Raw genomic sequence first — 23336 nt, forward strand, 5'->3', positions numbered from 1 at the left:
CAACTCCGCCCGGCAATCACTCGCGCCAGTGTTCGGCCACCCACTGGGTCGGTCGAATATAGTGGCGCAGATAGCGGAACGGGTTTCTTTCCCTTCGCTCGGGAGAAAACAGACCACAGACGTGGCCGAGCGGCGTGGAGGCGCGGCCCTTGTAGCCGAACTGGCCGTCGATCGCGTGCTGCGGCAACAGCCCGCGCGGGAAGAGGACGATCCGGGCGTCGGCGGGAAGGCGCGGGGCGAGATAATAGTTCAGCGGAAACGGCCAGCGGCAATCCTGGCGGAAATGCAGAACATGCCGGCGCGGGAAGAATTTTGCCCCGCCTGGGGCGTTGCGCGTCACGAAGCGCTGTTCGAACCGATATTCGTCCGCCACCCCTTGCGGATCGGCCCGGAATTTCTCCTGCAACGGCACGAGCTTGCCGACCGGGAAGCGGAACACCGACGTCTGGCCGAGCCGTTCGAAAGGCGTCGTCTGGTTGACTGCCAGGACGACGTCATCCGGTCCGCCGACCTCGAAGAAGCTGTCGAGCGAGCCGACGATCACCACGTCGAGGTCAAGGAACAGCACCGGCCCTTTGAGGCTGCCGAGCTTCGGTCCCCAGAGACGCGCCTTCGGCCAGATGCCTTTGGTGTTCTTCGGCATCTCGACATCGAGCGGCGGCAGGTCTTCGCAGAGAATTTCCGGCCGCAGGTTGTCGCGGCTGTCGGTGAAGCAGGTGAAGGTGAAGGGCGGGGTGATGTTGCGCGCCACCATGGCATAGAGCCGGTTGATGAAGGGAGGGCCGTATTTGGTGCCCCAACTGATGCAGATCACCTGCTTGACGCCGCCGCTTGCTGCCAGAACGCTTGTCATGAATGCCGCTTCTTTCGTGTCTGTGCCTGCGGAAAGTGCGTACCGCTGGAACTTGCCCCGCGCGTCTTAAAGCAGGAATTGTCGACCACTGGCAAGATGCGGGCTTGAGGCCGACAGTTGGCGACGCAAGTCCGAACGAGGGACCGGGGCAGGGGCATGCCGCCGACACCGGTCGGGCACGGAGTTGACAGCTGTCAACTCTAGGGAGGAGGGCCGGGACCTGCGAAGAATGCCTTGGCGGTGCGCCGCGTCTCACGTCGGAACAGGTTTGCCTTGATCCGAGTCGGAAGCTGTTGACAGCTGTCAACTCGATCGGCGGCCGGTGTTTGCCGCCGCGTGGCCGGTGATTAGTCGTTTGGCTAGCTGGCGGTGCCGACCGGCAAAATTCCAGTGGGCAACGTTGCCTCACCCTGTGACGGAACAAAAACTCGTGTTAGCTTCCGTTTCAGCAAAAGGCTACGTCTTTTTAATGAGATATGAAACACCCGATCCGCTTCATCCAGCGCTGCTTCCGGGCCTGATCGCCGCGGAGGACGGGCTTGCCCGGCTCGATGAACGCGCCGCCCGCCATGCCATTGCCGAGGGGTTTCGCGAACGCGGACAGTTCTTCGACGCGGCGGCGGCTCTCTGGGTAGCAGGCGAACTCGTCCATGTCGAGGATCTCGTATTACACGATTCGCACATGGATGCGCGAGCGCCTTCTCACGAATTGACGATCGCCCATGGCGTGTTGCGGGCCCGGCGCCGCCTGGAACTGGCCGAGCCCGGCTGGGCGTTGACCTTGCCGGGGATGAATGCGCTGAGGGGAGACCAGGGCGCTGCCGCCGCGAATGAAGCAATCGCACGGGATGCCCGGCCGAGCCCCGACGGGGCATCGGAAGCGGCGGACGATGCCGACGACAACCCGCTCGCCGGCGAATTCGCCGAGCTCGACGCGGCCATTGCCCGGTCGCAGCGGCTCCTCGAATTTCACTCCGGCAGCCTAGCCGAAGGCGGTCCCGCATTGTCCCCGCAGCGGGCGGCTGAGCCTCGAGGCCAGCTCGGCCTGCTCTTCGATGAGGATTGGGACGAGACGGCGCGGCTCGATGCGTGGCGGAAGATCCTCGCCGCCGCCGACCCCTTGCCCGCCTGCCTCGGCGCCGCGGTGCTCTTCGACGCCTGGGAAAGGATCGAGCCGCTGCGCCGCCAGCATTGGCTCGGCGCGCTGCTCGTCGGCGCCTATCTTCGCTCGCGCGGCAAGGTCGCCTCGCACGTGCTTGCCTTCAACACCGGGCTGAAGACGATCCGCCACGAGCGGCGCCGCTCGAAGGACCGGCTGACGCGCCTCAATGCCTTTCTCGAGGCTATGGCGATGACGGCCGATCTCGGCCTCAAGGAGCTCGACCGGCTGTCGCTCGCCAGGACGCAGATGGAGATGCGGATCAAGGACAGGCGCTCCAACAGCAACCTCCCCGGGCTGATCGATCTCGTCCTTTCCCGGCCGGTCGTCTCGACGGCGATGATCGCCCGGCATCTCGGCGTCACCCAGCGCGGCGCGCTCAATCTGGTGCGCGAGCTCGGAGTGCGCGAGATCACCGGCAGGGGACGCTATCGCGGCTGGGGCGTGATCTGACGCCTCGCGTAAAGCGCCGGCTACTTTCGCTGCAGATTGATTTCGCTGGTGACCACCCGATTGCCAGATCGCGGATCGACGTCGACGGTCACGAGCTTCATGCCGTTCTCGCCCACCTTCTGCAGCGTCAGGTTGGCGCGGCGGTCGCCGTTTACCTCCCGCGCCCAATGGATAGTGAGGTTGATGGCGCTGCCGCGGCGCTTGCCGGTGAGCGTTGATTTGCGGCCGCTCGGCCCGACATAGGTGCCGCTGTAGTTGACACCTGTAAACTGAAGGTCGGCGCCGATCGAGCGCGAGACGACGATCAGGCCGCGACAGGTGCCCCGCATCGACAGCGCGGCCTCGCTCGCTTGCGAATCGAAGTTGCAGGAGACGTTGATCGGCGTCCTGTCGACGCGAACCCTGACCATGCCGCCCCCGGTCCATTGCCCCTCCAGCGACCCGAGAAAGGCCGATTCATCGGCCTGAACCGTGCCCGCAAGAAGCGACAGCATGGCTGCGACGAGAAGATGCCTGTTCACCGGTGAGTGCCTCCCCCAATCGTCCGAGGCCGGACGCGTTTTGCCATCTGCCCCAACGCACCGCCCGCCTGGAAGTTCCCCTTGTGCCGATACTAACATCGACCACCCTCGGGCAGGGACACAGCTTTAGGGAGATGGTCGGGGCGGCGCGCCCGCAACCGCGGCTAGCTCGCGAACTTCTTCGCGCCGGCAACACAGGCGACGATCGCCAGTGTGGCGGCAAGCATCGTCCAGCTCACCGTCTCGCCGAGCAGGGTCGCCGCCAAGGCGAGCCCGAAGAAGGGCTGCAGCAATTGCAACTGGCCGACGGCGACGATGCCGCCCTGGGCGAGGCCGCGATACCAGAAGATGAAGCCGACCAGCATTGAGAAGACGGAGACATAGCCGAGGCCGAGCCAGGAGGCGGCGCGCAAGTTCCCGAAGTCTGCCGGCATGGTGGCGAGCGCCAGCCCGACCATCACGGGCAACGACAGCACAAGCGCCCAGGAAATGACCTGCCAGCCGCCGAGCTTGCGTGACAGCTTCGCCCCTTCGGCATAGCCGAGGCCGCAGGCGAGAATGGCGGCAAGCATCAGCAGGTCGCCGAGCGGCGAGGCGGAAAACCCCTGGCGCAACGCAAAGCCGACGACGATGGCGCTGCCGAGCCCGGAAAACAGCCAGAAGGCCGGACGCGGCCGCTCGCCGCCGCGCAGCACGCCGAAGATCGCGGTGGCGAGCGGCAGCAGCCCGACGAACACGATCGAGTGGGCGGAGGTCACGTGCCGGAGCGCCAGCGCCGTCAGCAGCGGGAAGCCGACGACGACGCCGAGCGAGACGATGCCCAGCGGCAGCAGATCGCCGCGCTCGGGCCGCCTTTCGCGGAAGGCGACGAGCAGGCCGAAGGCGAGCAGCCCGGCGATCGTCGCGCGGGCCACGGTCAAGAAGACCGGATCGAAGTCCATCACCGCGATCCGCGTCGCCGGCAGCGAGCCCGAGAAAATCAATACGCCGGCCATGCCGTTCATCCAGCCGCTCGTGATCCTGTCCATGCCATGCTCCCTTCACCCCTATCGGCGCCATCTCTATCGGTTGAGGCGGCTGGCTCTTCCAGAGACGGTGGAGTACAGTTCTGCAAAACTGTCATGCATGAGGAACCGGTACGGATGAGGCCGCAGACTGTCGACGCCGACGGCGAGACGCTGATCGAAAGAGTGATGGCGACGATCAGGAACCGAATTGCCGGGCGCAGCCTGACACCCGGCGCCCGGCTGCCGTCGATCCGTGCCTTCGCGACGAGCTTGAAAGTTTCCAAGTCGACCGTGGTCGAGGCCTATGAGCGGCTGGCGGCCGAGGGGCTGATCCGATCGCGGCCGGGCTCCGGTTTCTTCGTCGCCGCGCCGCTAGCCCCCTTGTCGCTTGCCGAACTCGGCCCGCGGGTGGAGCGCGAGGTCGATCCCCTGTGGATCTCGCGGCAGGCGCTCGAGGCGGACGGCAATGTGTTGAAGCCCGGCTGCGGCTGGCTGCCGGCCGAATGGATGCCGGAAGAGGGGCTGCGCCGGGGTTTGCGGTCGGTCGCGCGGGCAAGTGCCTCGACGCTCGTCGACTACGGCCCGCCGTTCGGGCTCTTGCCGCTCCGCGCGCTCCTTGCCCGCCGTCTGGCGCAGCACGGCATCGAAGCCTCGCCGGAGCAGATCATGCTGACGGAGTCCGGCACCCAGGCGATTGACCTCCTCTGCCGCTTCCTCGTCGAGCCGGGCGAAACCGTGCTCGTCGACGATCCGTGCTACTTCAACTTTCATGCGCTGCTCCGGGCGCATCAGGCAAAAATCGTCGGCATTCCCTATACGCCGGCCGGGCCGGACATCGAGCGCTTTGCCGCTGCGCTCGAAGAACACCGGCCGCGACTCTACATCACCAATTCCGCCCTCCACAATCCGACCGGCGCGACGCTCTCGCCGCTTATCGCCCACCGCCTCTTGAAGCTCGCCGACCAGGCGGGGCTGACGATCGTCGAGGACGACATTTTTGCCGATTTCGAAGAGGCGCCGGCGCCGCGGCTTGCCGCCTTCGACGGGCTCGAGCGGATGGTGCATATCGGCAGCTTTTCGAAGTCGCTGTCGGCGGCGGTGCGCTGCGGCTTCATCGTCGCGCCCCGCCAATGGATCGAGCCGCTCGCCGACCTGAAGATCGCCACCAGTTTCGGCGGTCCCGGATTTTCCGCCGAGCTGGTGCTGACGCTGTTGAAGGACGGCAGCTATCGCAAGCATATGGAGACGGTGCGGCAGCGATTGTCGCGGGCAATGGCCGAGACGATCGGAAAGCTCCGGGCGATCGGCATTGAGCCCTGGATCGAGCCGCAGGCGGGCATGTTCGTCTGGTGCCGGCTGCCGGACGGCGTCGACGCCGCGGACGTCGCCAGAAGGGCGCTTGCCAGAAACATCGTGCTCGCCCCCGGCAATGTCTTCAGCCAGGCGCAGACGGCCGGCAATTTTCTGCGCTTCAACGTGGCACAGTGCGAGGACGAGCGGCTGTTTCGCGAGCTGTCGGCTCTTCTGCGCCGGTGATATCGACCGGCGTCTTCATGATGATCTCGCGCGGGTCAGGCGTCGCAATGCCGGCTGCCTGGAAGGCGTCCCAGAGCGCCATGAACACCTGGCCGCGGATGTTCGTGAGCCCGTTCGCCGGATCGGAAATCCAGAATCTGAGCTTGAAGGTAAGCGACGAGCCGCCGAAACCGGTCATCCAGCAGACCGGCTCGGCATAGACGCTGGCGACCCGCGGAACGCTCTTGGCGGTTTCGATCGCAAGCCGGGCGACCTCGTGCGGATCGCTCTTCGGCGACGTTTCGAAGGTCACGTCGATGCGGACATAGTCGCTGGAAAACGACCAGTTCACCACCTGCTTGGAGATGAAGTCCTCGTTCGGGATCAGGTACTCCTTGCCGTCGCGGGTGATGACGGAGACGAAGCGGGAGCGCAGGTCGCGGATCGAGCCGAAGGTTTCCCCAAGCGTGATTGTGTCGCCCGGCTTGATCGACTTGTCGAGCAGGATGATGATCCCGGAGATGAAGTTCGACACCACCTTCTGCAGGCCGAAGCCGATGCCGACGCCGACGGCGCCCGAAAAGACGGTGAGCGCCGTCAGATCAATGCCGGTCGCCGACAGCGCGATCGTGCCGGCAAGGACGATGAGCCCGATCTTGATCAGCTTGCTGATCAGCACCTTCAGCGACGGCGTCAGGTCGGCGGATTTCTGGATCCAATTCGACGACATGTTGCCGGTGAGAACGGCGAGCCAGATCATTGCGGCGGAGAGCACGATCGCCTTCAGTACGAGCAGCAGCGAAAGGCGAACGGCACCGAGATTGACGGCGGCATTGTCGAGCGCCGTCAGCACCGGGCGATCCAGCCCGAGCGCGTAAAGCGCGAAGTAGAGCCAGCCGAGGACGGCGACGACGCGCGCCAGCGTCTGGTTGCGGATGATGCGGGTCAAGACGGCGATGATGAACCAGGCGGCGACCAGCGTCAGCACCGTCCCCACCAGCCAGCGGTAGGACGGCCAGCCGTAGCGCGACAGCACGACGTCGGCGATCCACAGCCAGACGATCAGGAACAGCCATTTGAGCCGCCGCATGAAGGCGATGATGACGCGCAGCAGGTCCGGATTTCCCCTGATCATCCGGGCGCGGGCTTCGAGCGCCGGCTCCAGGCGCTTGGCGAGCAGGCCGCAAGCGACATAGCCGACGACGATCACGGCGCACTGATAAAGTGTCCATTCGTTGAGCACGAACCGCTGGAGCCACGCTGCGGTGGCATTGATGGTCTCGACGAAATCCATCGGCATTTTCTTCGCGATCTTGCCGCGGTGCCATTCGGGCAGGGAACAGGCAGCGGACGTCGGGCGCGCTCAAAAAGGCGCACCGCGCAGCCGTATAACCAATCGGGCAGGGGATTTGTTCAATCGGGCGACCGATGCGGCAGCGGTCCTTGGACGTCTATGGAAAGAGGGAGTGCCGCGCCCTGTGATAAGCACAGGAATGAGGATCGCAGGGGAGGCCTGGCCGGACCGCAGCGGATGTGCACAGGCTGGGCCGCGCCAGCCCCTCTGGCCTGCCGGCCATCTCCCCCAAAGGAGGGAGATTGGGTGTGGTGGCGCGCTCAGCATCTCGACCCGAGCGTTCCACGCGCAGAAGCGTTTTGGTTTGGAACGGGCGGCTAGCCGCGCGCCGATCTTCCCCTTGTGTGGAGGCCGGCAGGCCAGAGGGGGGTGCTGCAGTCCTCCAGAAGAATCGTCCGCTGTCATCCGCCTGTCATCTTGCGGTGATGTTTATCCGGAATTCAACTTCGTCGGAATCGCGGTTCGTTGCCCGGGTAAATGATGCTCATCTTGTTCGTCGCCGGTTTTTTCCTGGCCATCAATCTGTTGAGCCTGATGATAGCGGGCTGGCGGATCTGGCCGCGTCTCGGCCCGCAGCCGCGGACGACCTATCGACCGCCGGTCTCCCTCGTCATCCCGCTCTGCGGAATCGAAGAATTTTCCCGGGAAACGCTTGAAAGCGCGTTTCGCCTGGATTGGCCGGAATACGAAGTCATCTTCTGCGTCGCCGATGCCAAGGATCCGTTGATTCCGCTGATCGAGGCCGCGCGCCGGCGCCACCCGGGCATTCCCGCGGCGATCCTCATCGGCGACGACCGGATCAGCGCCAATCCGAAGCTCAACAACTGCGTAAAGGGCTGGAATGCGGCCGCGCATGAATGGGTGGTGCTCGCCGACTCGAACGTGCTGATGCCGGCCGATTACCTTATTCGGCTGATGGCAGCGTGGGGACGCGAGTCCGGGCTCGTCTGCTCGACGCCGCTCGGGTCGCGCCCGAATGGATTCTGGGCGGAGGTCGAATGCGCCTTCCTCAACGCCCATCAGGCCCGCTGGCAATATGCCGGCGAAGCCCTCGGCTTCGGCTTTGCGCAGGGCAAAAGCATGCTCTGGCGCAAGAGCATGCTGGATGCCAACGGCGGCATCCAGGCTCTGGCGGCGGAGATCGCCGAGGATGCGGCCGCGACGAAACTGGTGAGAAGCCTCGGCCTGAAGGTGCACCTCGTTTCCGCGCCGTTCGACCAGCCGCTCGGCACGCGGACGTTCCGGGAGGTCTGGGCGCGGCAGTGTCGCTGGGCGCGGCTGCGGCGCGTCACCTTTCCCCAGTTCTTCGGCCCGGAGATTCTGGCCGGCGTCGTGCCGCCGCTCCTGCTGTCGACGTTCGTCGCCATCGCTGCGGGTCACAGCGTGCTCGCCGTCGCGGCTCTTGTCGCAATTGCCGCCTACCTGCCGGAAATTTTGCTCGTCCATTGGAAGAAATGGCATCTCTCCCGCTGGTCGCTCGTCGCCATTTTCACCCGCGACCTGCTGCTGCCGATCATCTGGGTCCGGAGCTGGCTCGCGGGCAGCGCCGACTGGCGCGGCAATAGGATGTCGATCGGCTCGCAGGAGTCGCGGCTGGAAACGAGCGGGCTGCCGCCAATGGTGAGTACGTCGTAACGAGCGGGAGTTGATCAGAAATACCCGGGAAATGTGTTCAGTCGGGGCGCCGACAACGAGCAATTTTCTGCGGTTTCTGTGGCGCAGCGACGCTGAACGGCTGCCCCGGGGAGTTTTGACGGAAGCAGCGTCCGCTTGTGTCCAGATACTGCCACCGGGGCAGGCGCATGTCGAAAGATCGGGGCTTCTGACAATGGGGAAACAAAAGCCTGAACCGTCATGTCCGCTTCCGCCCCGCCACCACCCTCAAACCTTCGGCAACCCCTCAGGCCTCAAATACTTCTTCAGCGCCGCAATCCTGAAGATCGCATTTGCCGCACCGTAGCCGCGATAACCCCTCCGTTCGATGATTTCGAAGAAGAAGCCTTCGCCATAGGTGGGGCTGTAGAGCTGGAAGAACTCGCCGTGGTCGTCGCGGTCGTAGAGGATGTTTTCGGCCTTCAGCCGCTCGACCAACTCGGCATCGAGGCCGAAGCGGGCCTCGACGTCGTCATAGTAGTTGGGCGAGATCGGCAGGGACTTGAAGCCGTTGGCGCGCAGGGCCTGAGCAGTCGCGAAGATGTCGTCGGTGGCGAAGGCGAGGTGCTGGACGCCGGAGCCGAAGGTTTCGGCGATGAAGCGGCCGGCGAGCGTGTTGCGGTTCTCGGCGCCGTTCAGCGTCAGGCGCAGCGTGCCGGCGTTGTTTTCGACCACTTGGCTGCGGACGATCCCGGCCGGATCGATGATGTCGACCATCGGCGTCTTCTTGGTGTCGAGCAACGAGGTGTAGAACAGTAGCCAGGTCAGCAATTCCTCGTATTTGACGGTCTGGGCGACGTGGTCGATCACGGTGAGGCCGGCCGGCGCCGCCGGGGCGCCGTCGGTCACCGGCTCGAATTCGATCTCCCAGATTTTCGCGAGCTCGGATTTGTCGTCGAGGAAATAGATCAGGCCGCCGCCGACGCCGCGGATCGCCGGCACCTTGAGCTCGCCCGGCCCGACGGCCTGCTCGAAGGGCTCGGCGCCGAGGGCGCGGGCGCGTTCGGCGGTCGCCGCGGCATCGTCGACCGAAAGGCCGAAGGCATAGGCCGAGGTGCCGTGCACCAGATAGGAGGCGTTGGCAAAACCCTCGCGCTCGGTGTTGATCACCAGGTTGACGGCGCCCTGGCGGTAGACCAGCACCTGTTTCGTCCGGTGCCGCGCCGCCTTCCGGAAGCCGAATGTGCGGATCAGCGCTTCGAGCTCGCCCGCCTCCTCTTCGGAAGCGGTGAACTCGACGAAGGCGACGCCCTTCACGTCGACGCGCGGCGGCATGTCCGGGACCGGCAGCCGGATATCCGGCTCGGCGCGCTTCACCTGGTCGCCGAGATAGATCAGCGAGCGGTAGCCGTCGACGGCGATCGCATTGGCGTTGCCGCCGCGAAACTGGTCGTTGAAGATTTCCAGCGACAGATAGCCGTCATAGCCGGTCGCCGCCACCGCGCGGGTAAACTCGGTCACCGGCAGGTCGCCTTCGCCGGGCATGTTGCGGAAGTGCCGGCTCCAGTAGAGAAGATCCATGTCGATCAGCGGCGCATCGGCAAGCTGGACGATGAAGATCTTTTCCTTGGGAATCGAGCGGATCGAATTAACCTCGATCTTGCGCGACAGGGTGTGGAAGCTGTCGAGGATCAGCCCGATATTCGGATGATCGGCCCGCCGGACGATCTCCCAGGCGTCGCGGTGATCATGGATGTGGCGGCCCCAGGCGAGCGCCTCGTAGCCGACGCGCAAACCGCGTCTGGCGGCGCGCTCGCCAAGCTCGCGGAAATCGGCCGCGGCTCGGTCGATGCCGCCGAGTGCGGCCGGCGAGACGTTGGAGCAGACGAGCACGAGGTCGGTGCCGAGCTCCTGCATCAGGTCGAACTTGCGCTCGGCGCGGTCGAAGGTGCGGGTTCTGAGCGGTTCCGGCATGCCCTCGAAGTCGCGGAAGGGCTGGAACAGGCTGATCTCCAGGCCGAAGTCGCGCACCATCCGGCCGACCTCGCGCGGGCTCTCGTCGAAGGCGAGGAAGTCGTTCTCGAAAATCTCGACGCCGTCGAAGCCGGCCTTGGCGATGGCGCGCAGCTTGTCGCTGAGGTCGCCGCTTAAGGAAACTGTCGCTATCGAGGTCTTCATCGTCCTGTCCTCGCGGTTAGAATCGAAATGCGAAAAATGGGAGGCGGGCGACACCCCCCTGTGCCCTGCCGGGCATCTCCCCCGCAAGGGGGAGATCGACTAGATGCAGGCGCCCCGCTCCTCTCATCGACGGCGCCAACCTCCTTGCCGCGTTGCCGTGGCCGACGGCGGTGCCTCCTGCCCATCTCCACCCTTGCGGGGGAGATGCCCGGCAGGGCAGAGGGGGGTGTCGCCCGGCAGTTCAGTAGATGCTCCTCGCGCCACAGCCCCCGAAACCCTCACCCCGTCATCGCCCGGAAATGCTCGAGCATCCGCGCCGCATCCGGCTCAAGCCCGGTGAACAGCCGGAAGGCGCCGACGGCCTGGAACACGGCCATGCCGCCGCCGTCGAGCGTGCGGCAGCCGCGGCGCCTGGCTTCCTTCAGCAGCGCCGTTTCCAGCGGGAAATAGACGATCTCGGCGACCCAGTGGCCGGACTCAAGCAGCGCAGCATCGAGCGGCAGCCCCGGATATTTCGCCATGCCGGTCGGCGTCGCATGGATCAGCCCGGCCGCCTCGGCCATCGCCGCGGCGAGATCGGCGCCTGCCGCGATCTCCGCCTCGGGGAAGAGCGGCGAGAGCATGTCGGCGAGTGCTTCGGCCCGTTCCGGCTCGCGGTCGAAGACGGTAAGCTGCCGCAAGCCGAGCGACAGCGCCGCATAGGCCGTCGCGACGCCAGCGCCGCCGGCGCCGAGCTGGACGGCGGAGGAGAGGTCCGCGTCGGGGAGGCCGCGCCGGAATGCCTCGGCAAAGCCCCACCAGTCGGTGTTGTGGCCATAGCGCCGGCCGCCCTTGAGCACCACGGTGTTGACGGCGCCGAGCCGGCGGGCGTCGGGGGCGAGCTCGTCGAGATGGACGATCACCGCCTGCTTGCAGGGATGGGTGATGTTGAGGCCGGCAAGCCCGCGGGCTTCCGCTTCGGCGATGAGACGCGGCAGGTCGTCCTCCGTGGCGCCGAGCGCCTGCAGGTCGATCAGCTCGTAGTGATAGCTGAGCCCCTGGGCGGCACCCTCGGCCATGTGCATCGCCGGGGTCAGCGAGGCCTGGATGCCGGCGCCGATCAGCCCGGCCTTCAAGGGTCTTACAAGCGTCTCGGTCATGCTTTCCGCTCTCACTTTGTCCGTCCGTCGCGTGGGTCTTCCGGTCCGCCGCTTGGGATCGGGCGGACCGGAGGATTGGCCGGCCGTTACTGGCCGCGTGCGGCGCCGATCTCCTTGAACAGCGCCTCGACCGTCTCACTGCCGATCTCGGCCTTGAACTTCTCGACCACCGGCTTGACGGCGTCGCGCAGCTTCTGCGTTTCCTCGGGGCTGAGTTCGCTCACCTCCATGCCGGTCTTCTTGATTTCCGCGAGCGCCTCGGCATCCTTCTCGCGCGAAACCTTGCGCTGGAAGTCGCGCGCCTCGGTGGCGGCCGCTTGAAGCACGGCCTTTTCCTCGTCGTTCAGCCCATCCCAGAACTTCTTGCTGACGAGCACGATCTGCGGGTTGTACTGGTGACGCGTCAGCGTCATGTACTTCTGCACCTCGTAGAACTTGGCGTTGAGGATGTTGGCCGCCGGGTTCTCCTGGCCGTCGACCGTGCCGGTCTCGAGCGCCGTATAGAGTTCGGTGTAGGGCAGCGGCACGGCATTGGCGCCGAGCGTGTTGAAGAGCTCGAGCGGGATCGGCGACTGGATGGTGCGGATCTTCAGGCCCTTGATGTCCTCGAGCTTGGTCACCGGATGGCGGTTGTTGGTCAAGTTGCGGAAGCCGAGCTCCCAATAGCCGAGCCCGACGAGGCCGGTATCGGGCAGCAGCTTCATCAGGCTGTCGCCGAAAGGGCCGTCCATCACCTTGTCGGCTTCCTCGCCGCTGTTGAAGAGGAAGGGCAGGTCGACGGCGCCGAACTGCTTGACGTTGTTGGCGAGGATGCCGGCGTTCAGCACCGTCATTTCGACCACGCCGCCCTGCAGCGCCGAGATCGTCTGCACGTCGCCGCCGAGCGTGCCGCCCGGGAAGAGCTTGATCTCGATCTTGCCGCCGCTCTTTTCCTTCACCAGCTCGGCGAATTTCTCCATGCCGGTCACCTGCGGGTGACCCTTGTTGTTGGCCGAGGCGAATTTCAGCGTGTGTTCGCCGATCTCCGCATTGGTCGGCCCGGCTGCAAGCAGGGCGAGCGGCAGGGCGATGCCCAGCGCCAGTTTCGTCAGTCTATTCAACATGTTTTCCTCCCAGGGTTGGACCGGTACTCCCACCGGCCGTGTTGAAATCGAAAGTCAGTGTCAGAGCGGTGCACCGCTCTATCTGTTTGTTTTTGCCGCATTTGTGCGACGTCAGGTGATTTCACCTGACTGCAAAATGCTAGTGCCCGAACCAGGAGACCGGAACGGTCACCAGCCCAGGGAACAGGACGAGCAGGAACAGAACGATCAGTTCGGCGATCAGGAAGGGCATCACGCCCTTCATCAGCTCTTCCATCGACAGCTTCGAGACGCCGCAGATGACGTTCAGGACGGTGCCGACCGGCGGCGTGATCAGGCCGATCGAGTTGTTGATGATGAACAGCACGCCGAAATAGACCGGGTCGATGCCCGCCTGCTTGATGATCGGCATCAGCACCGGCGTCATCACCAGGATGGTCGGCGTCATGTCCATGGCGGTGCCGACGACGACGATCAGCGCCATGATGGCGATGAGCAGTGCCGTCTGGTTGTCCATCAGCGGCTCGACCAGGGCGGCAAGCGCGCCGGGCACGTCGGCCACCGTGATCAGCCAGGCGGAGACCGCGGCGCAGGCGACCAGGAACATGACGACGGCGGTGATCTTGGCGGCCGAGACGAAGACGTGGAAGAGCTGGGCCGGCGGCAGCTCGCGATAGACGACCATGGCGACGAAGAGCGAATAGACGGCGGCGACGACGCCCGCTTCCGTCGGCGTGAAGACGCCGAATTTCAGCCCGACGATGATGATCACCGGCAGCATGAGCGCCCAGATGCTGTTGGCCAACGCCTTGAGGCGCACCGCGCCGCTCTCCTTTGGCGGCAGCTCGAACTGCTCCTTGCGGGCGACGATAAACCAGGTGATGCAGAGTGCCGCGGCGATCATCAGCCCGGGAAAGATGCCGGCGAGGAACAGCTTGGTGATCGAGACGCCGCCGACGACGCCGTAGAGGATAAAGCCGATCGACGGCGGAATGATCGGGCCGATGATCGAGGCCGACGCAAGCAGGCCGCCGGCGCGCGCCGCGTCATGGCCGCTCTTCAGCATCATCGGCAGCAGCAGCGCGCCGAGCGCCGCCGCATCAGCAACCGCCGAGCCCGAGAGGCTGGAAAGGATGCAGGCGGCGAAGATCGCCACGAAGCCGAGGCCGCCGCGGATATGGCCGACCATGGCCATCGCCAGCGCGACGATGCGGCGCGAAAGGCCGCCGGTGTTCATCACCTCGCCGGCAAGCAGGAAGAAGGGCACCGCCATCAGCGGAAAGCTGTCGGCGCCGTTCAAAACGTTCTGCGCGACGATCTGCGCGTCGAAGAGGCCGAGGTAGAGCATCAGCGCTACGCCGCTGAGGACCAGGGCGAAGGCGATCGGCACGCCGAGCGCCATCGGACCGAGCAGAGCGCCGATAAAGATGGATACGGTCATGGTCGACTCCTCAGTGCTTCACGGAGACCGGCCCGAGCGCGGACTCCGGCAGATCGTCGAGGGCCACCTCGTCCTCGCTGTCGCGCACGAGTTCGACGGTCGCTATGTCGATACGGCCGGTGGCGATGGCGAAGGCGTCGGAAAGGAGGATCAGGAAGGCCGGAATGCCGAAGGCAAGACCGGCGCCGTAGAAGAAGCCCATGGAAAGACCGGTCGCCGGCGCGCCGACATGAAGATTGATCAGCGTCTGCGCCCAGCTGCCGCTGATCATCAGCCAGGTGGCATAGAGCATCAGCGCATGGCCGACGAGCACGGCGATCTTCGCGCCGAACGGCGGCAGCCGCTTGATCAGCGTGTCGACGCCGAGATGGCCGTGCTCGCGCATGGCGACGACGGCGCCGAGGAAGGTCAGCCAGACGAAGAAGATGCGCGACAGCTCCTCGGAAACCGTGATCCCCTGGTTGAAGGCATAGCGCAGGACGACATTGCCGAAGACGAGCACGACCATGCCCGCAAGCAGCAGCGCGATCGTCACCTTCAGCACGAAGAAATAGAAATCGATGATGCGGGTCATACGCTCCTCCCAAGCGGTAAGCGCGCGAACATGTTGCGCGGCTTCTCTCCCCGTAGCCACTAGCCGGCAGCCTGTACTCCGCGCTCCTCCGCGCTCCTCCGCGTCTCCGGCAATGTTTCTCTAAAATGTACTAACTAGTTCGGATGTCAAGCGGCATGCTATTGAAAGGAACAGGCAAGGTGAATATGTCTTGATCGATCGCCCGGGACAGATCTCCGGCCTGCGCCCGCCGAAAGGGGAAATAAGGTCGGTGAAACAAGGGCTTGTGGAGGAGCGGGGCAGCGCGCGACGATGGCCGAACGGCAGATGAACGGCAGGAAGAACGATCCGGCGAGAACACAGGAAGACATTCTCGAGGTGGCGACAGAGGAGTTTTCCACCCACGGGCTGGCGGGCGCCCGGGTGGATCAGATCGCCGAACGCACCCGCACCTCGAAGCGGATGATCTATTATTATTTCGGCAGCAAGGAAGCGCTCTATCTCGCCGTGCTGGAGCGCTCCTATCGCAAGATCCGCACGCTCGAAGCCGATCTGGAGCTTGCCAACCTGCCGCCCGAACAGGCGCTCCGCACGCTGATCGCCACCACCTTCGACCACGACGAGGCCAATCCCGACTTCGTCCGCCTGGTCAGCATCGAGAACATCCACCACGCCGTCCACATGCTGCGCTCGGAGGCTATTCGCGAGCTGAACGTCTCGGTGATCCAGACGATCGACGCGATCGTCGAGCGCGGCCTCGCCGACGGCACCTTCCGCCGCAAGGCCGATCCGATCGACATCCACATGCTGATCAGCGCCTTCTGCTTCTTCCGCGTCTCGAACCGCTACACCTTCGGCACGATCTTCCGCCGCGACCTATCCGAACCTGCGACGATCGGCCGCCACCGCACGATGATCGCCGACGCAGTGGTGAGCTATCTGAAGGGCGGGGAGGGGGTCGGGGCGGCCCATCCATGACTGGACGCGCGTGCCGGCCGGCAGCGATTTCGTCCTTAAATCAGGTCCGGACTCCCACCCAGCCGCGGCGCAGGCTCAATTCCAAGTGTGGAGACAAGCCTTCCAGGATCCGTCACCTTGGCGTCGGAAGACCGTAACGACAGTCCCCTCGTAGCGCTGCGCTTCACTGCCTTCGCCGGGAGCACTGGCCGACCACTTCCCTACTGTATAGGCGATGTCGCCGCCAGACTGGGCATCGACCATCTCGATTCGATGGTCCTTCACTCCAGCCGAGATCAACCCATTCCAGAAGTCTTCGATTGCGCTCGTTCCCCTGATGACTGCGTGCGTAGACGGTAAAACTACCGCATCCGGCGCATAGAGTGCAGCTACCGCGTCAGCATTGCCGCTGTTGAAGGCGGAATTCCATTCATCGTTTGCCCGCTGAATTTCGCCGCGGATATTTTCAGATGATTGTGTCATCGCGTCCTCCCTGGCCGGATCAATCAGTTAGCCGCCCGAAGCCCTTCAGCTGTTTCCGTGAGCGCATGTGCGGCTTGCAGGTCGGGTAACGTCAGGCCCTCGGTAAATCCGGAATAAATCAGTGCGAGCCGCTCGCAAGCGCCTGGCGCGGGAAGGCCGGCCCGCACGAGACTGAGCGCCGCACGCAGTTCCCAGAAGCGCGCGCGCTGTGCCCGTGCCGTCGCCATTGCCTCCACAAGGAGATCCTCGGAATTTCTGGCTTTGTCCTCTCCAAGTTGCAGCAGCACCTCCCCGTGGAGGCGAAGTATCTCGGCCGCAAACCAACGCTCTTTGGTACGTTCCATCCTTGCCTCGGCTGTTTCGAGCAGAACGAGTGCAGCACCCGGGTCGCCCGCTCTCAGTTCGAGCTGCGCCTGAAGAGCAATGAAATAGGGAACCATGTACTCTGCGCCGGTATCGCGCCATTCAGCAAGACCTCGTTGGAGTTCGCGGCGTCCACCATCGAAATCGCCCGTGTCGGCGATGCTCCAAGCGTTCAGCATCGTGGCGCCGGCAAGCCAGAAGCGGAATCCGGCTTCGCTGGCAATGCGGGTCAGTTCCGAGCACCGCTCCTGGACGCCTTGGTGGTCGCCGAGAATCTGGCGGATAACCCCGCCAAAGAACAGTGGCAGGGCGAGGCTGTTGCGATGACCCACACGATGCGCCTCAGCAAGCGCTTCGTCGTTTGCTGCCAATGCCTGATCGGGAAAGCCGAGTGGCAGCAATGTGCGGGCGAGATAATCCAGGCACACCACGCGCGGATCAAAGGCGTAGACAAATGCCGGCGATCGGTGCTCTCGAGGATTGTAAAGTGCAAGAGCCTCCTCCAGATGTGCCCGGGCGCTGACGAACTCACCGGCAGGCAATGAGCTGACGCCGGCGGCCCGGTGAGCAAAGAAGGAAAGTCCGCGATCATTGCTCGGTTCCGCCAATTCAAGCAGCCGGTTGGCCGCACTGCGTGCTTCCGCCAGTTCGGCAGCATAGAGGTGGTAGAGGCATAGTCCGTAAAGCACCGGGAAGAGCAGACGCGTCTCGCCCAGCTCTTCACAAAGCTGGCGCGCTCGACCATAGGCATCTGCTGTGGGAGGCGCGGCGAAGCCGTGCGCAGCAACATGCGTGCTGCCGAGCGCCAGTTGGATTGAAAGTTCTCGGCGCGAACGCTCTTCGGACGGAGGTATCGCCGAAAGCCCGCTCAGGGCGTTGTCGAAACGCGTACGCGCTTCCGTCAAAGCGGAGCGTGAAAGCGCCCGGCGACCAGCGAGTTCATTGTACTCGACAGCCCTGTCCAAAAGGCCCGCTTGACCAAAGTGGTGCGAAAGCAGTTCGGGCTCTGTCGTCACGATTTCGGGGAAGCGTTCCTCGAGTATCAAAGCGATCCGGGCGTGCAGCCGCTGACGACGGCTGTGCAGCAAACTGCTGTACGCGGCATCCTGGACCAGTGCATGCTTGAAGGCATAGGTTGCTTGACCGTCACTGCCGCGGCGGAAAACAAGGCCGGCTGCTACTAGCTGGCTCGTTGCGCGCTCAAGCTCCAATTCGGGCAGGCCCGTTGCTGCCGCCAGCAGCTCGTGCGTGAACTCGCGTCCGATCACCGCCCCGACTTGCGCCACGTCTCTTATGGAATCCAAGCGATCGAGGCGGGCCATCAGCGAGTCGTGCAACGTCGCGGGAACCGCGAGCGGCGGTAACGGGCCAGCCAGAACCAGCTCGCCATCTCGTACTTCAAGCAGGCCCGATTCCAGGACGACCTTGGTCAATTCTTCCACGAACAGCGGAACGCCTTCGGTCTTCGAGAGTATCTGGTCCAGCACTTCGGCCGGTAGCTGTTTGCCGCCGGTCATCGCTGCAATGATAGAGGCCGCTTGGGCACGGCTGAGCCGGTTCAGCGTCAAGAACGTCGCGTGCGGAAGACCGCTCCAGCGGGCCGCGCCTTCCGGTCGCGATGTTGCAATCAGCATTACAGGTAGTCGCTGAATCCGACCTGCGATCTGGTCAAATAGCTCGGCCGATGTCGGATCCAGGAAATGCGCGTCTTCAAGCAGCATCAGCACTGGTTGGCTGCGTGCAAGGGCCTCTAGTTGCTCGAACAGCACCTCGAACGTGCGCGTCTTTTGCTTCTGCGCCATAAGGTCGATCTTAGGGTAGCGCCCCTCGGTGGGGATGGACAGCAATGCCGCGATCAGCGGTATGGCGTCGTTTGGGTGCCTGGTCGAACCGGCGAGGAGTTGCTCAAGCAAGTCAAGCTGACGCTCGGGAGGGTCGGTCCGCCTTATGCCTCCAGCTCGGAGCAGCTGATCCGCGACAGGATAGAGGGCGCTTTCCACGTGATAGGGCGAGCAGTAGTATCGCAGTCGCGTATGTGGCTCGTCTTTCATGTGCTCCCGCAATTCCTGCAGAATACGGGACTTGCCAATACCGGCCTCGCCGAACAGTTCGACCACTTGTCCTTCACCGGACGCCGCCAGCCGCCACCGATCGAGCAGCAAGGCGATATCGTGGTCGCGCCCGGCAAGCGGCGCAGATTCGTTTGCATGAAGCGCGTCGAACCGACTCTCCGCGCCACCCTCTCCAATCACTTTGAATGCGCTGACGGGGGTGTCGAACCCTGCTAGCTTCTGTGGCCGAATGCTGGTTATCTCGAACATATTTCCGATAAGGCGGTAGGTAAGCTCGGAAATGACGACCGTTCCAGGCTCGGCAATTGCCTGGAGGCGCGCGGCAAGATTGGGAGTCTCTCCGACAACTGCGTTCTCCTGTGCTGACCCGATGCCGATGAGGTCACCAACAACCACCACCCCGGTGGCGATTCCGATCCGGACCGAGAGTTGCTGACCGTCCTTGACGGGCAGACCATTCACGGCACTGACGACCGCAAGCGCCGCACGAACGGCGCGTTCCGCTTCGTCTTCGTGTGCCTGCGGCCAACCGAAATAGGCCAACACGCCGTCGCCCATGAGTTTCGCGACGTATCCCGCGAAGCGAAGGACTTCGCCAGCCGTGGTATTCTGGAACTGCCTCAGGAGGTCGCGCATATCCTCCGGGTCAAGCCGCGTGGCAAGCGCGGTAGAACCGACGAGATCCACAAACATGACCGTCAGTTGCCGCCGTTCTGCCTCGCGCGGGCGTCCAGGTTCGCCGCGCTGTTCTACCGACGGCGACATTGGAATTGGTGAGACCGAATCTGGCTTCCTCGACGCCGTCTCAGGCTGTCCTTGCAACTCGGCTATCGCCTCGAGGATGCGCTTGCGGTGGCCCAGCGCGCCTACGCCGATTTCTTTCAAGTCATCGGCCGTCAGGCGGGGTAGGATATCGGCATCAATTGCGTTGTCGTCGAAGGCCGGAACATACTGCTCCAGGCCCAAGCTCTTGAGCCAAGTTGCAATATTCATATGGCCTCTCCTCGACCACTCCTTCCGGGAGGAACGAGTTTATCACACCGGCCTTGGGTTATCACGATTCCCGGTGCGGCGACGGCGCTGCCGCTTGAGCCCTCCCGGGGTGGTTGAGCAGGACCGAAAGGTCGGGGAATTTATGGGCAGAATGCCTGCCCAATCGGAAATACCTCGGCCGACCCTGCCTGCCCAACTGCGCCGGCGGGTCGTGACGGCGCACGCGCGATGCACCGTTGCGGCAGGCAAGGCACAGTGCCGCATGACATCCGGTGCGCTTGCATGTTTCGCGCGCGAGCACCGTTCAGGTGCCGGCGGGGCGATCCGCCAGCAGACGGTGGCGCTGCTAGCTGGCGCGCAGGGCGAGCTTCCATCCGCGAGAGGCTGATCTCGTCTATGATGATGCGCGGAATAATCCCTCCAGTTCCGCAAAGCCCATGGCTTTCTCCGAGAACCGGAAGGTCCCCTGCGACCGCATCTCCCGCGCAGCGTCCACCATTGCACCGTAAGCAAGGCGCGCCAGGGCGGAACCGACACTGATGCGCTTCGCTCCGGCCTCGGCCAGATCCGCCAGGCTGAACGTCGCCCCCGGCATGCCCATCACGACGTTGACCGGCTTCGTGAGGGCATCGCACACAGCTCGGATCGAATTGAGGTCGGCCAGGCCGGGCGCGTAGAGCACATCGGCCCCGGCCCGCTCGAAAGCTTGCAGCCGCCTGATCGTGTCGTCGAGATCGGCGCGTCCCCAGAGGAAATTCTCGCACCGAGCCGTCAGAACGAAATCGTGAGGAAGGGACCGAGAGGCCTCGGCGGCCGCCTCGATCCGCTCGACCGCCAGAGCGAAGTCGAAGATCGGACGGCTCCGATCTCCCGTGTGGTCTTCGAGGGAACAGCCGGCCAAGCCGATGCCGGCCGCCGCCGCGACGGTCTCCGCAGCACTCTTGGGATCGTCTCCGAAGCCTTTTTCGAGATCGGCCGAAACCGGCAGTGGCGTCGCATCGACGATCGCCCCGCAGTGGGCAAGCGTCTGTTCGCGCGAGGCGGAACCCTCTGGCAAGCCGAGCGAGAACGCCATGCCGGCGCTGGTCGTGGCAAGAGCTGGGAAACCCATGGCCGCCAGGATTCTGGCGGTGCCGATGTCCCAGGGATTGGGAATGATGAAGGCTTCGGGGCCCTCATGCAACTTCCGAAACAATGCGCGCTTGTCGTCCATTTGCGACCTCGTCGGATATCCCGGAACGAGCATTGCACACCGGCTGGAACAAATAAAGAACAAAAATGCGCGTAGGGGATCGGATCGAGCATCACCTGCCTGATGAGCGGACTTTCGCCCTGCCGGAAGCCCTGCCGGCGGCCTGATGCGGCTGGCATCGCGGCTCTGGCGGGAGCCGGCCGGTCAGCCAAGCACGCGATCAAGGGCGTTCTTCACTCCTGCCATTTCGGATTGCGGCAATGGCAAAATCGGGCACGGCGGGTCGGCCCGGCAAAGGCCGAGCGCTTCCGCGATCGCGTACATGACGCGGAAGCTGCCGAACGCCTTGAACAGGCTCCACAAGGGTTGAAATGCCTGGTCGAGCCGCTCGACCTCGGCAACATCGCTGGCTTGCGCGGCCCGGGTAAGCGCCAAGGCTTCCGAGGGCAAGAGGCCGGCGATCACGCTGTACCAGGCGTCGCAGCCTGCCAGCAGCGCCGCCGCCGCTCCCCAATCGCCACTGTAGCCGATCGAGAAACCTCGCGGTGTTTCGCCGCGAAGGCGCGCCATTTCGCCCTCGAAGGCGTCGTCCTGCGGCAATGGCATCTTCACCGCCGCGATGTGCGCGACCTTCGAGAGCCGCGCAATCAACGCGTCGCTGAAGTTAAATCTTGTGGTGCCCGGATTGTTGTAGATGCAGAGCGGCAATTGCCCCGCATCGGCGACAGCGGCGAAGTGCTGGTAGACCTCTTCTTCGAAGAGCGGCGTATAGGACATGGGCGCCAGCAGCAAGCCGTCAGCGCCGGCGGACCTGGCATCCCGCGCCAATGCCTGCGCCTCGTCGGTTCGAAGCGCCCCGACGCCGACGATGACAGGCGTCTTTCCGCCGACGCAATCCATCGCCGCCTCGACGGCGCGTCGCCGCTCGCCACGTGAGAGAAAGGCGTAGCCGCCCGTGCTGCCAAGCAGCCCGATCGAGTCGACCCCGGCGAGATGAATACGCTCGAGCAAACGCGCAAGTGCGCCCGTGTCGACATTGCCGGCAGCATCGGTCGGGGTCATGGAAAAGGCCGAAAGGCCGGTGAAGAGCGTCACGATCGTTTTCCTCTTCAAGCGCGAGACAGCAACAGCCGCAGGCCGGCCACGCCGAAAAACACGGCCAACAGACCTTCGATCCAGCGCCGCGCGCGGCGATAGAGGCGCACCATCGGCGCGGTCGAAAAAACGAGGGCGTAACCGCAAAAGATGGTGACGCTCAGAACCGCGCAGCCGCCGAGGATCGCCGCAAGCCTATGCCACGACGCCTCCGGTCCGAGACCGAGCGTCACCAAGGCGATCCATGCGAGCACGGATTTCGGATTGGTGAGATGCATCAGCAATCCCCGCCGATAGAGAGCCGATCCGCAGAGGGCATCACCGCCCGACGGCTGTACCGCCTTGTCGCCGGAAGATAGAGCCGCCCTTGCAGCCTTGAAGGCGAGATAGAGGAGATAGAGGCCGCCGAAGATTTTGAGTACGACCAGGGCTTCGGCGTAGCGGGTCAACAGGACCGAGATGCCGCTGGCGGCCATCATGCCCCAGAAGATCGACCCGCTGACGACGCCGGCGGCAAGGAGAAGCGCTGCCCGTCTGCCGTTGTTCATAGCAACCCCCATGATCTGCATGTTGCTGGGGCCGGGACTGGCGGCGGCGATCATATAGGCGGCATAGACAAGCAGCAGTTGGTGGACGGACGTGGACAATCGTTTGGGACCTTATGAGCCGAGGAAATCTGCGAGGCGAGCCGGGATCACGTCCCGCTCAACAGTTTAGAGGCGATCATCCACATAGTAAGTGCGATGAGCGCTTCCAGGATGCGCCAGGACAGCGGGTTTGAGAAGACCGGTCGCAGCCATGTGGCGGCATAGCCGAGTGAAAAGAAGAACAGGAAGGAGGCGGTGACCGCGCCTGTCGTGAACGAAAGCTCGCCTCCCGGAAATCGGGTCGAGATCGTGCCGAGCAGCACGACGGTGTCGAGATAGACATGCGGATTGAGCCAGGTGAGCGCCAGGCAGGTCAGAACGGTCTGCCGAAAGCTCGACGCTCTCTCTTCTCCGGCCGCCAAGGCTCCGGACGACCGCAGGGCGGAATAGAGATTCTTGGCGCCGTACCAGATCAGGAACGCCGCCCCGCCATAGCGCATGGCCGGATCGAGCCAAGGCAGAAGCGTGGCAATCTGCCGGAAGCTGGTCACCCCCAGGACGATCAGCAAGGTATCGGACAGGGCGCAGGCAAGGCAGACGGCGAACACGTGCTCGTTGCGCAGCCCCTGGCGCAGCACAAAGGCATTCTGCGCGCCGATCGCCACAATCAGGCTGAGCCCCATCATCAGGCCTGTGACATAAACCGGAAAATTCATACCTGCGAAGCGCTCCAGAAACGAGATGAG

Annotated in this window: 19 protein-coding genes; 4 read left to right on the plus strand and 15 right to left on the minus strand. The window is 64.3% G+C overall.

All coding sequences use genetic code 11. The features are described from left to right. Positions 1–16: 16 nt before the first annotated feature. On the minus strand, positions 17–853 hold the full coding sequence (locus tag CO656_RS20690) for a hypothetical protein (RefSeq protein ID WP_037421364.1): 837 nt from the start codon (positions 851–853) through the stop codon (positions 17–19). Between the two features lie 469 nt (positions 854–1322). On the opposite strand from CO656_RS20690, the gene CO656_RS20695 reads away from it, so the two are divergent. Further along, positions 1323–2465: an RHE_PE00001 family protein gene (locus CO656_RS20695; RefSeq protein ID WP_097526951.1), complete on the plus strand. Its 1143-nt coding sequence runs from the start codon at positions 1323–1325 to the stop codon at positions 2463–2465. 20 nt (positions 2466–2485) lie between these two features. Here CO656_RS20695 and CO656_RS20700 read toward each other — a convergent pair whose 3' ends face one another. Both CO656_RS20700 and CO656_RS20705 read right to left on the minus strand, forming a co-directional pair. After that, entirely contained in the window at positions 2486–2986 is a 501-nt protein-coding gene (locus tag CO656_RS20700; RefSeq protein WP_097526952.1) for a hypothetical protein, read from the minus strand. A 164-nt stretch (positions 2987–3150) separates the two neighbouring features. Beyond that, on the minus strand, positions 3151–4014 hold the full coding sequence (locus CO656_RS20705) for a DMT family transporter (protein ID WP_097526953.1): 864 nt from the start codon (positions 4012–4014) through the stop codon (positions 3151–3153). A 93-nt stretch (positions 4015–4107) separates the two neighbouring features. Here CO656_RS20705 and CO656_RS20710 point away from each other — a divergent pair, with 93 nt between their 5' ends. Beyond that, complete coding sequence (locus CO656_RS20710) at positions 4108–5529, plus strand: PLP-dependent aminotransferase family protein (RefSeq protein ID WP_097526954.1); 1422 nt, start codon at positions 4108–4110, stop codon at positions 5527–5529. On the opposite strand, the gene CO656_RS20715 is transcribed toward CO656_RS20710, so the two are convergent. Further along, positions 5465–6802 carry a mechanosensitive ion channel domain-containing protein gene (locus tag CO656_RS20715; RefSeq protein ID WP_097526955.1) on the minus strand — a complete coding sequence of 446 codons (1338 nt, stop codon included), beginning with the start codon at positions 6800–6802 and terminating at the stop codon, positions 5465–5467. The two genes, CO656_RS20710 and CO656_RS20715, sit on opposite strands and share 65 nt — an antisense overlap. A gap of 537 nt (positions 6803–7339) precedes the next feature. Here CO656_RS20715 and CO656_RS20720 point away from each other — a divergent pair. Beyond that, positions 7340–8497 (plus strand): ceramide glucosyltransferase, encoded by a 1158-nt coding sequence (locus CO656_RS20720; RefSeq protein WP_179864807.1) that lies wholly within the window; start codon positions 7340–7342, stop codon positions 8495–8497. A gap of 246 nt (positions 8498–8743) precedes the next feature. On the opposite strand, the gene CO656_RS20725 is transcribed toward CO656_RS20720, so the two are convergent. From CO656_RS20725 to CO656_RS20750, 5 genes are all read right to left on the minus strand, one after another. Continuing rightward, positions 8744–10633 carry a sugar phosphate isomerase/epimerase and 4-hydroxyphenylpyruvate domain-containing protein gene (locus CO656_RS20725; RefSeq protein ID WP_097526956.1) on the minus strand — a complete coding sequence of 630 codons (1890 nt, stop codon included), beginning with the start codon at positions 10631–10633 and terminating at the stop codon, positions 8744–8746. 278 nt (positions 10634–10911) lie between these two features. Beyond that, positions 10912–11772: a shikimate dehydrogenase gene (locus CO656_RS20735; protein WP_097526957.1), complete on the minus strand. Its 861-nt coding sequence runs from the start codon at positions 11770–11772 to the stop codon at positions 10912–10914. An 86-nt stretch (positions 11773–11858) separates the two neighbouring features. After that, positions 11859–12875 carry a TRAP transporter substrate-binding protein gene (locus tag CO656_RS20740; RefSeq protein WP_097526958.1) on the minus strand — a complete coding sequence of 339 codons (1017 nt, stop codon included), beginning with the start codon at positions 12873–12875 and terminating at the stop codon, positions 11859–11861. Between the two features lie 139 nt (positions 12876–13014). Continuing rightward, entirely contained in the window at positions 13015–14295 is a 1281-nt protein-coding gene (locus tag CO656_RS20745) for a TRAP transporter large permease subunit (RefSeq protein ID WP_097526959.1), read from the minus strand. A gap of 10 nt (positions 14296–14305) precedes the next feature. After that, complete coding sequence (locus CO656_RS20750) at positions 14306–14869, minus strand: TRAP transporter small permease (RefSeq protein WP_097526960.1); 564 nt, start codon at positions 14867–14869, stop codon at positions 14306–14308. Between the two features lie 291 nt (positions 14870–15160). Between CO656_RS20750 and CO656_RS20755 the strand changes: the two genes are divergently transcribed. Beyond that, the gene (locus CO656_RS20755; protein WP_097526961.1) at positions 15161–15826 is read left to right on the plus strand and encodes a TetR family transcriptional regulator; all 666 of its coding nucleotides are present in this window, start codon (positions 15161–15163) and stop codon (positions 15824–15826) included. A gap of 75 nt (positions 15827–15901) precedes the next feature. On the opposite strand, the gene CO656_RS20760 is transcribed toward CO656_RS20755, so the two are convergent. From CO656_RS20760 to CO656_RS20785, 6 genes are all read right to left on the minus strand, one after another. Then, a complete protein-coding gene (locus tag CO656_RS20760) occupies positions 15902–16288 on the minus strand; it encodes an SgcJ/EcaC family oxidoreductase (protein WP_097526962.1) in 387 nt (128 codons plus the stop codon). A 23-nt stretch (positions 16289–16311) separates the two neighbouring features. Continuing rightward, on the minus strand, positions 16312–19716 hold the full coding sequence (locus CO656_RS20765; protein ID WP_097526963.1) for an adenylate/guanylate cyclase domain-containing protein: 3405 nt from the start codon (positions 19714–19716) through the stop codon (positions 16312–16314). 394 nt (positions 19717–20110) lie between these two features. Further along, the gene (locus CO656_RS20770) at positions 20111–20929 is read right to left on the minus strand and encodes an isocitrate lyase/phosphoenolpyruvate mutase family protein (protein WP_097526964.1); all 819 of its coding nucleotides are present in this window, start codon (positions 20927–20929) and stop codon (positions 20111–20113) included. 183 nt (positions 20930–21112) lie between these two features. Further along, complete coding sequence (locus CO656_RS20775; protein ID WP_097526965.1) at positions 21113–22003, minus strand: dihydrodipicolinate synthase family protein; 891 nt, start codon at positions 22001–22003, stop codon at positions 21113–21115. 14 nt (positions 22004–22017) lie between these two features. Further along, positions 22018–22650 carry a LysE family translocator gene (locus CO656_RS20780; protein ID WP_097526966.1) on the minus strand — a complete coding sequence of 211 codons (633 nt, stop codon included), beginning with the start codon at positions 22648–22650 and terminating at the stop codon, positions 22018–22020. Positions 22651–22697: 47 nt separating this feature from the next. After that, positions 22698–23306 (minus strand): LysE/ArgO family amino acid transporter, encoded by a 609-nt coding sequence (locus CO656_RS20785; RefSeq protein ID WP_097526967.1) that lies wholly within the window; start codon positions 23304–23306, stop codon positions 22698–22700. Between the last annotated feature and the right edge of the window lie 30 nt (positions 23307–23336).

The organism is Sinorhizobium sp. FG01 (genome assembly GCF_002531875.1).
Classification (GTDB): domain Bacteria; phylum Pseudomonadota; class Alphaproteobacteria; order Rhizobiales; family Rhizobiaceae; genus Sinorhizobium; species Sinorhizobium fredii_C.

Bases quoted from the DNA above. Each gene is read 5' to 3' on its own strand.
- CO656_RS20740 (WP_097526958.1), bottom strand. From the start codon at position 12,875: ATGTTGAATAGACTGACGAAACTGGCGCTGGGCATCGCCCTGCCGCTC.
- CO656_RS20745 (WP_097526959.1), bottom strand. From the start codon at position 14,295: ATGACCGTATCCATCTTTATCGGCGCTCTGCTCGGTCCGATGGCGCTC.
- CO656_RS20705 (WP_097526953.1), bottom strand. From the start codon at position 4,014: ATGGACAGGATCACGAGCGGCTGGATGAACGGCATGGCCGGCGTATTG.
- CO656_RS20755 (WP_097526961.1), top strand. From the start codon at position 15,161: ATGGCCGAACGGCAGATGAACGGCAGGAAGAACGATCCGGCGAGAACA.
- CO656_RS20725 (WP_097526956.1), bottom strand. From the start codon at position 10,633: ATGAAGACCTCGATAGCGACAGTTTCCTTAAGCGGCGACCTCAGCGAC.
- CO656_RS20760 (WP_097526962.1), bottom strand. From the start codon at position 16,288: ATGACACAATCATCTGAAAATATCCGCGGCGAAATTCAGCGGGCAAAC.
- CO656_RS20690 (WP_037421364.1), bottom strand. From the start codon at position 853: ATGACAAGCGTTCTGGCAGCAAGCGGCGGCGTCAAGCAGGTGATCTGC.
- CO656_RS20765 (WP_097526963.1), bottom strand. From the start codon at position 19,716: ATGAATATTGCAACTTGGCTCAAGAGCTTGGGCCTGGAGCAGTATGTT.
- CO656_RS20750 (WP_097526960.1), bottom strand. From the start codon at position 14,869: ATGACCCGCATCATCGATTTCTATTTCTTCGTGCTGAAGGTGACGATC.
- CO656_RS20735 (WP_097526957.1), bottom strand. From the start codon at position 11,772: ATGACCGAGACGCTTGTAAGACCCTTGAAGGCCGGGCTGATCGGCGCC.
- CO656_RS20710 (WP_097526954.1), top strand. From the start codon at position 4,108: ATGCATGAGGAACCGGTACGGATGAGGCCGCAGACTGTCGACGCCGAC.
- CO656_RS20695 (WP_097526951.1), top strand. From the start codon at position 1,323: ATGAGATATGAAACACCCGATCCGCTTCATCCAGCGCTGCTTCCGGGC.
- CO656_RS20720 (WP_179864807.1), top strand. From the start codon at position 7,340: ATGATGCTCATCTTGTTCGTCGCCGGTTTTTTCCTGGCCATCAATCTG.
- CO656_RS20715 (WP_097526955.1), bottom strand. From the start codon at position 6,802: ATGGATTTCGTCGAGACCATCAATGCCACCGCAGCGTGGCTCCAGCGG.
- CO656_RS20770 (WP_097526964.1), bottom strand. From the start codon at position 20,929: ATGGACGACAAGCGCGCATTGTTTCGGAAGTTGCATGAGGGCCCCGAA.
- CO656_RS20785 (WP_097526967.1), bottom strand. From the start codon at position 23,306: ATGAATTTTCCGGTTTATGTCACAGGCCTGATGATGGGGCTCAGCCTG.